Below are 10,101 nucleotides of genomic sequence, written 5' to 3'. Positions count from 1 at the left end.
AAGGGTGAGGGTGTGAACGCAACGGGGAGGCCAGCCATGGCTGACCTCCCCGTCGAGCGTTCTCGTCGCTGGTTACTGCTTCGGCGACGAGGGCGAGGTGACCTTGATCGAGCCGTCGATGATGCCGGCCTTGATCTTGTCGAGCTCACCCTGCAGACCCGAGTCGACCTTCGACTCGAAGTCGTGGAACGGCGCGATGCCCACGCCGTCGTTCTTCAGCGTGCCCACGTACGGGGTCGCGTCGAACTTGCCCTTCGCGGCCTGGGTGACGACGTCGTTGGTCGCCGGCTTCATGCCCTTCATGACCGAGGTGAGGAGCAGGTCCTTCACGCTGGGGTCGGACTGGTAGACGTCGGCGTCGACACCGATCATCGCGATCGGCTTGCCGGAGTCCTTGATCGCCTGCGCGGCCGACTGGTAGATCGGGCCGCCGACCGGCATGATCACGTCGGCGTTCTGGTCGATGATGCCCTGAGCCGTGTTCTTCGCGGTCTCGTTGGCGTCGAAGCCGCCGGTGAAGAGGCCGTTCTGCTTGTCGACGTCCCAGCCGACGACCTTGACCGACTTGCCCTTCTGGTCGTTGAAGTACTTCACGCCGTCGGCGAAGCCGTCCATGAAGATGGTGACCGTCGGGATCTGCATGCCGCCGAAGGTGCCGACGATGCCGGTCTTCGAGTAGCTGGCGGCCGCGTAGCCGGCCAGGAACGCCGCCTGGGCGGTGTCGAAGATGATCGGCTTGACGTTCTTCGCCTGGATCTCGTTGTCGTCGATGATCGCGAAGTCGACGTCAGGGTTCGCCTTCGCGGCCTTCTCCGTCGCGTCCTTCAGGAGGAAGCCGACCGTGACGACGAGGTTGCAGTTGGCGTCGACCATGCTCTGGATGTTCGGAGCGAAGTCGTTCTCGCTCTTCGACTCCGCCTGCTTGTACTTCACGTTCAGCGACTTGGCGGCCTGCTGCAGGCCCTCGTAGCCGAGCTGGTTGAACGAGTGGTCGTCGAATCCACCGGAGTCGGAGACCATGCAGGGAAGGAAGTCGCTCTTCGCGGCGCCACCGGACGAGCTGTCCGACGGGGCAGCCGAGCAAGCGGCGAGCAGCGACATGACGCCGACCGCCGCCAGGCCGAGGAGACCGGCCTTACGGGCTGTGATTGACAAGGTTGTTCCTCCAAGATGCGTAAGCCTGTGCGGGTGCTCGCAGGCTTGTGCGGTTCACGTTACCGAATGTGACGAACGGCTCCGTTCGAATATCCGGCTTCTTCATGCAAGCGTTACAAACGCTCACGCGATTGGCACGCGCTCATTTGAGCAGGGCTGTCCCCCGTTCTGGGAGGACTCCTCCCGCCCTAGAGGACGTCGGTCGAACCGGTGAGCTTCAGCGCGTCCACGACCGACTTCACCCGCTGCGCGTTCTCGCTGGTGGTGACCAGGAGCGCGTCGGGGGTGTCGACCACCACGATGTCCCGCACGCCGATCAGGCTGATGACGCGCTTGCTCTGGCTGACGACGATGCCGCTGGAGGCGTCGGAGAGCACGCGGGCGTTCTCGCCGAGGATCGCGAGGTCCGACTTGCGCCCCCCGGAGTTGAGCTTGGCCAGCGAGGCGAAGTCGCCGACGTCGTCCCAGTCGAAGTAGCCGGGGATGACGGCGAGCCGGCCCGCCGCCGCCGCCGGCTCCGCGACGGTGTAGTCGATGGCGATCTTCTCGAGTCCTGGCCAGATCCGGTCCACCGCGGGCCCACGGGTCGCCGGGTCGTCCCAGGCCTCCGCGAGCTCGAGCAGCCCCTCCAGGAGGCGCGGGCGGTTGCGGCCGATCTCCTCCAGCAGCAGGTCGGCCCGGGTGATGAACATGCTGGCGTTCCAGAGGTACGAGCCGCTCTCCAGGTAGCGCTCCGCCGTCTCCAGGTCGGGCTTCTCCTTGAAGGAGTCGACGGTGAGCGCGCTCGGCGCCCCCGGCAGCTCCAGCCGATCCCCGTAGTGGATGTAGCCGAAGCCCACGGCGGGCTCGGTCGGGCGGATGCCAACGGTGGTGATGTACCCCGCCTCCGCCGCGGCGACCGCCTCGCGGACCGCCGCCTGGAACGCAGGCATGTTGTGGATGACGTGGTCGGCCGCGAAGGAGCCGATGATCACGCCGGGCTCCCGGCGCTCCAGGATGGCCGCCGCCAGTCCGATGGCGGCCGTCGAGTCCCGCGGCTCCGACTCCAGGACCACGTTCGGGTCGGCGAGCGCCGGCAGCTGGGTCTCGACGGCGGCGCGGTGGGCACGGCCGGTGACCACCATGATCCGCTGCTCGCCCGACAGCGGGACCAGCCGGTCCCAGGTGTCGCGCAGCAGCGTCTGGCCAGAGCCCGTGAGGTCGTGCAGGAACTTCGGCGCGTCGGCCCGCGACAGGGGCCAGAGGCGCGAACCGATGCCGCCGGCCGGGATCACGCTGTAGAAGCGGTCGATCGGCTTGCCGGTGGTGATCCTGCGCTGCTGAGTCATGCCGAAAGGATACCGAGCGGTGCAGGACACCCGCAGTTCACGGCCACGACACCCCGCGCTCCTAGCGTGAGGCCATGCGGGTAGCGGTCGTCAGCGAGAGCTTCCTCCCCACGGTCAACGGGGTCACGACGAGCGTCCTCCGGGTGCTCGACCATCTGGCCGAGCACGGCCACGAGGCCATCGTGATCTGCCCCGACGCGGGTGCTCCGGCGGAGTACGCCGGGTTCCGCATCCACCAGGTCCCCTCGATCGCGTACCGGCAGTTCCCGGTGGGGCTGCCGAGCCCCCAAGTGCAGCGCATCCTGAGCACGTTCGCGCCGGATGTGCTGCACGCCGCCTCCCCCTTCTTCCTAGGTGCGCAGGCCATCGCCGCTGCGAACCGCCTCGGCGTGCCCTCCGTCGCGATCTACCAGACCGACGTCGCGGGCTTCGCCCGGAGGAACGGCCTCGGCGTCACCTCGGCCATCGCCTGGAAGTACGTGCGCTGGGTGCACGAAGGGGCGGACCTCACTCTCGCGCCCTCCGCGGCGAGCGCCTACGACCTGCGCACCGCCGGGGTGACCCGGCTCGACCGCTGGGGGCGCGGCGTCGACCTCGAGCGCTACCACCCGAACAAGAGGAGGACGGCGGCGGCTGCCGCTCTCCGCGAGCAGCTCTCCCCCGACGGCGAGACGGTCATCGGCTACGTGGGGCGCATCGCACCCGAGAAGCAGGTGGAGCGGCTGCGGTCGCTCCGCGGCCTCACCGGCGTCTCGCTCGCGATCGTCGGCGACGGTCCGTCGCGCGACGCGGTGGCGCGGGAGCTGCGCGGGATGCCGGTCACCTGGCTGGGCCGCCGCGGGGGCGAGGAGCTCGCCGCCGCCTACGCCGCCTTCGACGTCTTCGTGCACACCGGCTCGGAGGAGACCTTCGGCCAGACGGTGCAGGAGGCGCACGCGTCCGGCCTGCCCGTCGTCGCCCCGCGCGCGGGCGGCCCGATCGACCTGGTGGAGCACGGCGTCGACGGCCTGCTCTTCCCGCCCTCCGACGACCGCGCCCTCCGCGCCGCCGTCACGCTGCTCGTCCGCGACGGCGCCGAGCGCAGGCGGATGGGCGAGGCCGGCCGCCGCGCCGTGCTCGGCCGGAGCTGGGAGGTGCTCTGCGGGCAGTTGATCGGCCACTACGAGCGCGTCATCCTGAACGCCGTCGCAGACGTGGCCGCCCGCGACGTACAGCCCGCGGAGGGTTCGCGCGCGTACAGTTAGGTGGCCCCAGCGGGCCGGTCCCTGTATCCGCTCTATCCCGTCCTCGTGACGACGGAGGTGACCCATGGCCAACCTGAACCGACGCGGCATCCAAATGCCCTTCGTCAGCCGCACACGCCGGACCGACCCTCCTTCTCCCGTCGCGTCGCAGACGGCCGTGGAGGAGCAGTCCGGGCGGCGCACCAGCATGGTCGACAGCGCGATCTACGCGAACGGCGTCCGCGTCGCCTCGCCGACCACCCTGGCCGAGACGTACGGCGCGCTGGACCGCACTCCGGGCGGAGTCGCGTGGATCGGCCTGTACCGGCCGACCGAGCAGGAGCTCATGTCGCTCGCGGAGGAGTTCAACCTCCACCCGCTCGCCATCGAGGACGCCATCGTCGCCCACCAGCGGCCGAAGCTCGAGCGGTACGACACCGTCCTCTTCGTCGTGCTGAAGGCGGCCAACTACCTCGACGTGCCCGAGGAGGTCGACTTCGGCGAGCTGCACTTGTTCGTCGGGCCGAACTTCGTCATCACCGTCCGGCACAGCGAGTCGCCCGACCTCTCCCACGTCCGCCAGCGGATGGAGGGCGAGCCGGAGCTGCTCGCGCTCGGCGCGCAGGCCATCCTGTACGCGATCATCGACGCGGTCGTGGATGCGTACAGCCCTGTGGTCGCGGGCCTCGCCAACGACATCGACGAGATCGAGACGCAGGTGTTCGGCGGCGACGCCCTGGTGTCCCGCCGCATCTACGAGCTGTCGCGCGAGGTGATCGACTTCCAGCGGGCGACGCATCCGCTCTCGGCCGTGATGCTGGCGCTCGAGCGCGGCACGGCGAAGTACGGCGTGACGCAGGAGCTGGAGCGCCGCCTCCGCGACGTCGCCGACCACCTCACCCAGGTCAACGAGCGCATCGACGGCTTCCGCTACCTGCTGCGCGACATCCTGACGGTGAACTCGACCCTGGTGTCGGAGCGCCAGAACGAGGAGATGACCCGGCTGGCGCACTCCAGCAACCGCCAGGGCGAGGAGGTGAAGAAGATCTCCTCCTGGGCGGCGATCCTCTTCGCGCCGAGCCTGATCGCGGGCGTCTACGGCATGAACTTCACGCACATGCCGGAGCTGCAGTGGCCGCTCGGCTATCCGCTCGCCGTGCTGGCGATGGTCGGCCTCAGCGGGCTGCTCTACTCCATCTTCAAGCGCCGCGGCTGGCTCTGAGACGTCAGCCGGCGGCCGATGTGCCGTTCCGGATGTCGTCGACGTGGCGGGCGAACTCGTCGTCGGACACCTGGAGCCCGGTCTCGTCGAGGCGCTGACGCAGCAGCTGCGCGACCTCCTCGGAGTCGCGCAGCTGCGCGTCGGCGCGCACCTGCTCGACCACTCCGGCGACCTTCTCGTCGTGGCCGGCGTCCAAGCTGCCGTCCATGATCGGCTCGTCCTGTGTCATGGCCTGGACGGTACGCCGCACGCGCTCTCCCGTCGAGGGCCGGTTATCTCGACATCGAGATAACCAAGGCCACCCTAAGAGGCGTGATCGGCACCCGCGGCATAGACTGGCGCTGCGCTCACCGCGCCCTATCAGCGATCAGCAACCAGGGAGGGTTGTCCGTGTCAGACCAAGCGGCAGGGACGCTGCAGCCGGCCAAGACCCGGCCGGGCGGCACACTGTACCGTGGCCGCGAGGGGATGTGGTCGTGGGTCCTCCACCGCATCACCGGCGTCGCCATCTTCTTCTTCCTTCTCGTCCACATCCTGGACACCTCACTCGTCCGCGTGAGCCCCGAGGCCTACAACGCCGTCATCGGCACCTACAAGAACCCGATCATGGGCCTCGGCGAGATCGCCCTGGTCGCGGCCATCGTGTTCCACGCGTTCAACGGCCTGCGCATCATCGCGATCGACTTCTGGAGCAAGGGCGTCAAGTACCAGAAGGTCATGTTCTGGATCGTCATCGCGCTCTGGGTGATCCTCATGGCCGGCTTCGTGCCCGTGCAGCTGGTGCACATCTTCTCGGAGGTGAACTGACGTGACCACCATCGAGGCGCCGCGCACCCCCGCCGCCCGTTCCTCCCGCGGCAAGAACTGGGAGAAGTGGGGCTGGATCTACATGCGAGCCTCCGGCTTCGTGCTCGTGATCCTCATCTTCGGCCACCTGCTGATCAACCTCGTGCTCGGCGACGGCGTCAAGCAGATCGACTTCGCCTTCGTCGCCGGCAAGTACGCCACGCCGTTCTGGCAGGTCTGGGACCTGCTGATGCTGTGGCTGGCGCTCATCCACGGCGGCAACGGCATGCGGACGCTCATCAACGACTACGCCTACAACCGGACGGTCAACCGCATCCTGAAGTGGGCCGTGCTCGCCGCGGTCGTCGTGCTGATCGTGCTCGGCACGCTCGTGATCTTCACGTTCGACCCCTGCCCCGCGGGCGCCGCGGCCTCCGACCTGCCGTCCTTCTGCCCGGCACGCTGATCCTTCGACAACGGAAGACCTGTGACAACAGAAGCTACTGAATCCACCGTCATCGACGGCGTCCACTACCACGAGTTCGACATCGTCATCGTGGGCGCCGGCGGCGCAGGCATGCGCGCGGCCATCGAGGCCGGGCCCCACGCCCGCACCGCCGTCATCTCGAAGCTCTACCCCACCCGCTCCCACACGGGCGCTGCGCAGGGCGGCATGGCCGCCGCGCTCGCCAACGTGGAGGAGGACAGCTGGGAGTGGCACACCTTCGACACCGTCAAGGGCGGCGACTACCTGGTCGACCAGGACGCGGCGGAGATCCTCGCGAAGGAGGCCATCGACGCGGTCATCGACCTCGAGAATATGGGCCTGCCGTTCAACCGCACGCCCGAGGGCAAGATCGACCAGCGCCGGTTCGGCGGCCACACCCGCGACCACGGCAAGGCGCCCGTCCGCCGGGCGTGCTACGCGGCGGACCGCACCGGCCACATGATCCTGCAGACGCTGTTCCAGAACTGCGTGAAGCTGGGCATCAACTTCTTCAACGAGTTCTACGTGCTCGACGTGATCATGAACGAGGTGGACGGCGTCCCGCAGCCGGCCGGCGTCGTCGCGTACGAGCTGGCCACCGGCGAGCTGCACGTCTTCCACTCGAAGGCGATCATCTTCGCCACCGGCGGCTTCGGCAAGATCTTCAAGACCACCTCCAACGCCCACACCCTCACGGGCGACGGCGTCGGCATCATCTGGCGCAAGGGCCTTCCACTGGAGGACATGGAGTTCTTCCAGTTCCACCCGACCGGCCTCGCCGGGCTCGGCATCCTCCTCACCGAGGGCGCCCGCGGCGAGGGCGCGATCCTGCGCAACGCCTCCGGCGAGCGGTTCATGGAGCGCTACGCCCCCACCATCAAAGACCTGGCGCCGCGCGACATCGTCGCCCGCTGCATGGTCCAGGAGGTCGCGGAGGGACGCGGCGCCGGCCCGCACAAGGACTACGTGCTGCTCGACTGCACGCACCTGGGCGCCGAGGTGCTCGAGACCAAGCTCCCGGACATCACCGAGTTCGCCCGCACCTATCTCGGGGTCGACCCGGTCGTCGAGCCGGTGCCCGTCATGCCGACCGCGCACTACGCGATGGGCGGCATCCCGACGAACACCGCCGCCGAGGTGCTGCGCGACAACACCACCGTCGTCCCGGGCCTCTACGCCGCGGGCGAGTGCGCCTGCGTCTCGGTCCACGGCTCCAACCGCCTCGGCACCAACTCGCTGCTCGACATCAACGTGTTCGGCAAGCGCGCGGGCAACAACGCGGTCGAGTACGTCAAGACCGCCGAGTACGTGCCGCTGCCGGAGGACCCGGCCGCCGCCGTCCGCGGCATGATCGAGAGCCTGCGCACCTCCACCGGCACCGAGCGCATCGCGGCGATCCGCAAGGAGCTGCAGGACGAGATGGACCGGAACGCCCAGGTGTTCCGCACCGACGAGTCCCTCGCCAAGGTCACCGAGACCATCCACGAGCTGCGCGAGCGCTACCGCAACGTCCAGGTGCAGGACAAGGGCAAGCGCTTCAACACCGACCTGCTGGAGGCCGTCGAGCTCGGCTTCCTGCTCGACCTCGCGGAGGTCGTCGTCTACTCCGCCCGCAACCGCAAGGAATCCCGCGGCGGCCACATGCGCGACGACTTCCCGAAGCGCGACGACGAGAACTACATGAAGCACACCATGGCCTACCTCACCGGCGACCCGCACTCGTCGGACGCGGCAGACCACATCACGCTCGACTGGAAGCCCGTCGTCGTGACCCGCTACCAGCCGATGGAGAGGAAGTACTGATGTCGAACGCCGTGCTCGAGACTCCCCCGGCCCCCGAGGCGCCGGTCGAGTCGTTCACCGTGACCCTGATCATCCGCCGCTTCGACCCGGATGTGGACTCGGAGCCGCGCTGGCAGGACTTCGACGTCGAGCTGTTCCCGACCGACCGCATCCTCGACGCGCTGCACAAGATCAAGTGGGAGCAGGACGGCTCGCTGACCTTCCGCCGCTCGTGCGCCCATGGCATCTGCGGCTCGGACGCCATGCGCATCAACGGCCGCAACCGGCTCGCCTGCAAGACGCTGATCAAGGACCTCGACATCTCGAAGCCGATCTACGTCGAGGCGATCAAGGGCCTGCCGCTCGAGAAGGACCTCATCGTCGACATGGAGCCGTTCTTCGAGTCGTACCGCGAGGTGCAGCCGTTCCTGGTCGCCAACTCCAAGCCCGAGAAGGGCAAGGAGCGCGTGCAGTCGGTCGCCGACCGCGCCCGCTTCGACGACACCACCAAGTGCATCCTGTGCGCCGCGTGCACGTCGTCCTGCCCGGTGTTCTGGACCGACGGCCAGTACTTCGGCCCGGCCGCGATCGTGAACGCGCACCGCTTCATCTTCGACTCGCGCGACGACAATTCGCAGGTCCGCCTCGACATCCTCAACGACAAGGAGGGCGTCTGGCGCTGCCGCACGACCTTCAATTGCACGGACGCGTGCCCCCGCGGCATCCAGGTCACGCAGGCGATCGCCGAGGTCAAGCAGGCGATCATGCGCGGTCGCCGCTGATCGCGCCGCACGCCCGACGGCCCGTCCTGCCCCCGGCAGGGCGGGCCGTCTGCGTCTCCCCGTGCGCCCCTCCCTCGCTATCCTGACGGCGTGGCCAAGAAGACCAGGCGCGCTCCGCTGGAGCCGGACCCCGCGGTGCAGCGCGCCGAAGGGACGGTCGAGCCGGAGGAGTCGCTGAAGGAGCGGCTGCTGGAGCACGCCGATCCGCTGCGCCGCCGCCTGGAGAAGCCGGTGGCGCGCGTCTCCCACCTGGCCAAGTGGGTGGAGGGGCTCCGCCCGTACCGCGTGTACATCAACTACTCGCACTCGGACGGCAACCTGCGGGCGGCCGGCATGGGCTACCAGTCGCTGTTCGCGATCTTCGCGGCCGTCTGGGTCGGCTTCTCCATCTCCAGCGTGTGGCTGGCGGGCAACGAGGAGGTGTTCGACGCGATCGTCAAGCTGCTGAACCGCGCCGTGCCCGGCCTCGTGTCGACCCCGACCACGCCCGGCGTCATCCCGGCGGAGCAGCTGCAGACGGCGACCTCGTTCGGCTGGACGGGCATCGTCGCCGCCGTCGGCCTCATCTGGACCGCGATCGGCTGGCTCTACTACACCCGCCAGGCGGTCCGGGCGGTGTTCGGGCTCAGCCGCGACACCACCAACTACGTGCTGCAGAAGATCCGCGACCTCGGGCTCGCGCTGATCTTCGGCGTGCTGTTCATCGCGTCCGCCCTGGTCAGCATCGTGAGCACGCAGACGCTGACCTTCCTCCTCGACCTGATCGGGCTGAGCTCCGACTCGTTCTGGACCAACGCCGTCGCCCGCTTCTCCGGCCTCGTCGTCTCCGTCGTGCTCAACATCGTCACCCTCGGCGCGATGTTCCGCGTGATGTCGCGCGTCGCCATCCCGTGGCGCAACCTGTTCTTCGGGGTGCTTCTCGGGTCGCTCGTGCTCGCCGGGCTGAGCGTGCTGAGCGGCCTCCTGTTCGCCAACCAGAAGAACCCGCTGCTGGCCACCTTCGCCGTCTTCATCGGCCTGCTGCTGTGGTTCAACCTGATCTCGCGGGTCATCCTGCTCTCGGCGTCGTGGATCGCGGTCGGGATGTTCGACCACGGCATCTCGCCGCGCGCCGTCACGCCGGAGCAGGCCGCGGCGGAACGGGCGGCGGCCGAGCACCAGGCGCGCGTGCTGGTCGCCCAGGCCGAGCTGAAGCACGCGCAGGAGGATCTGGCGGCGGCCCGGTGGTTCGCCCGCCTGCCCGCGCAGCGGCGGGTGGAGCGCGCCGCCCACCGGCTCGACGACCTGCTGGACGGCGTGCAGGAGCCCGGAACCGCTGTCGGCAGCCGACGCTAGG

At 68.9% G+C, this 10,101-nt stretch carries 10 protein-coding genes; 7 read left to right on the top strand and 3 right to left on the bottom strand.

Translation table 11 applies throughout. The features are described from left to right. Positions 1 to 72 precede the first annotated feature (72 nt). Positions 73 to 1,155 carry a BMP family lipoprotein gene (locus P5G59_RS14465; RefSeq protein ID WP_301219701.1) on the bottom strand — a complete coding sequence of 361 codons (1,083 nt, stop codon included), beginning with the start codon at positions 1,153 to 1,155 and terminating at the stop codon, positions 73 to 75. A 188-nt stretch (positions 1,156 to 1,343) separates the two neighbouring features. Then, positions 1,344 to 2,483, bottom strand: coding sequence for a mannose-1-phosphate guanylyltransferase (locus P5G59_RS14460; protein ID WP_301219700.1), 1,140 nt, complete (start codon positions 2,481 to 2,483; stop codon positions 1,344 to 1,346). A 74-nt stretch (positions 2,484 to 2,557) separates the two neighbouring features. Between P5G59_RS14460 and P5G59_RS14455 the strand changes: the two genes are divergently transcribed. Then, complete coding sequence (locus tag P5G59_RS14455; RefSeq protein WP_301219699.1) at positions 2,558 to 3,727, top strand: glycosyltransferase family 4 protein; 1,170 nt, start codon at positions 2,558 to 2,560, stop codon at positions 3,725 to 3,727. A 64-nt stretch (positions 3,728 to 3,791) separates the two neighbouring features. Further along, positions 3,792 to 4,928, top strand: a complete 1,137-nt coding sequence (locus P5G59_RS14450; RefSeq protein WP_301219698.1) for a magnesium and cobalt transport protein CorA — start codon at positions 3,792 to 3,794, stop codon at positions 4,926 to 4,928. A 4-nt stretch (positions 4,929 to 4,932) separates the two neighbouring features. On the opposite strand, the gene P5G59_RS14445 is transcribed toward P5G59_RS14450, so the two are convergent. After that, positions 4,933 to 5,157: a hypothetical protein gene (locus P5G59_RS14445; RefSeq protein ID WP_301219697.1), complete on the bottom strand. Its 225-nt coding sequence runs from the start codon at positions 5,155 to 5,157 to the stop codon at positions 4,933 to 4,935. Positions 5,158 to 5,318: 161 nt separating this feature from the next. On the opposite strand from P5G59_RS14445, the gene sdhC reads away from it, so the two are divergent. The 5 genes from sdhC (at position 5,319) to P5G59_RS14420 (ending at position 10,100) form a co-directional block, all read left to right on the top strand. Beyond that, a complete protein-coding gene (gene sdhC, locus P5G59_RS14440; protein WP_301219696.1) occupies positions 5,319 to 5,735 on the top strand; it encodes a succinate dehydrogenase, cytochrome b556 subunit in 417 nt (138 codons plus the stop codon). A 1-nt stretch (position 5,736) separates the two neighbouring features. Beyond that, complete coding sequence (locus tag P5G59_RS14435) at positions 5,737 to 6,180, top strand: succinate dehydrogenase hydrophobic membrane anchor subunit (protein ID WP_301219695.1); 444 nt, start codon at positions 5,737 to 5,739, stop codon at positions 6,178 to 6,180. A 21-nt stretch (positions 6,181 to 6,201) separates the two neighbouring features. Beyond that, positions 6,202 to 8,004, top strand: coding sequence for a succinate dehydrogenase flavoprotein subunit (gene sdhA, locus P5G59_RS14430; protein WP_301219694.1), 1,803 nt, complete (start codon positions 6,202 to 6,204; stop codon positions 8,002 to 8,004). Then, the gene (locus P5G59_RS14425) at positions 8,004 to 8,765 is read left to right on the top strand and encodes a succinate dehydrogenase iron-sulfur subunit (RefSeq protein WP_301219693.1); all 762 of its coding nucleotides are present in this window, start codon (positions 8,004 to 8,006) and stop codon (positions 8,763 to 8,765) included. Before sdhA ends, P5G59_RS14425 begins: the two co-directional genes overlap by 1 nt. Positions 8,766 to 8,855: 90 nt before the next feature. Further along, a complete protein-coding gene (locus P5G59_RS14420; protein WP_301219692.1) occupies positions 8,856 to 10,100 on the top strand; it encodes a YihY/virulence factor BrkB family protein in 1,245 nt (414 codons plus the stop codon). The last annotated feature ends 1 nt before the right edge of the window (position 10,101 follow it).

This window comes from Leifsonia virtsii (genome assembly GCF_030433675.1).
Classification (GTDB): Bacteria; Actinomycetota; Actinomycetes; order Actinomycetales; family Microbacteriaceae; genus Leifsonia; species Leifsonia virtsii.
Note: the sequence above shows the minus strand (reverse complement) of the source record. Positions and strands in the feature narration are given on the sequence as shown.

Bases quoted from the DNA above. Each gene is read 5' to 3' on its own strand.
- P5G59_RS14460 (WP_301219700.1), bottom strand. From the start codon at position 2,483: ATGACTCAGCAGCGCAGGATCACCACCGGCAAGCCGATCGACCGCTTC.
- P5G59_RS14450 (WP_301219698.1), top strand. From the start codon at position 3,792: ATGGCCAACCTGAACCGACGCGGCATCCAAATGCCCTTCGTCAGCCGC.
- P5G59_RS14455 (WP_301219699.1), top strand. From the start codon at position 2,558: ATGCGGGTAGCGGTCGTCAGCGAGAGCTTCCTCCCCACGGTCAACGGG.
- P5G59_RS14425 (WP_301219693.1), top strand. From the start codon at position 8,004: ATGTCGAACGCCGTGCTCGAGACTCCCCCGGCCCCCGAGGCGCCGGTC.
- P5G59_RS14445 (WP_301219697.1), bottom strand. From the start codon at position 5,157: ATGACACAGGACGAGCCGATCATGGACGGCAGCTTGGACGCCGGCCAC.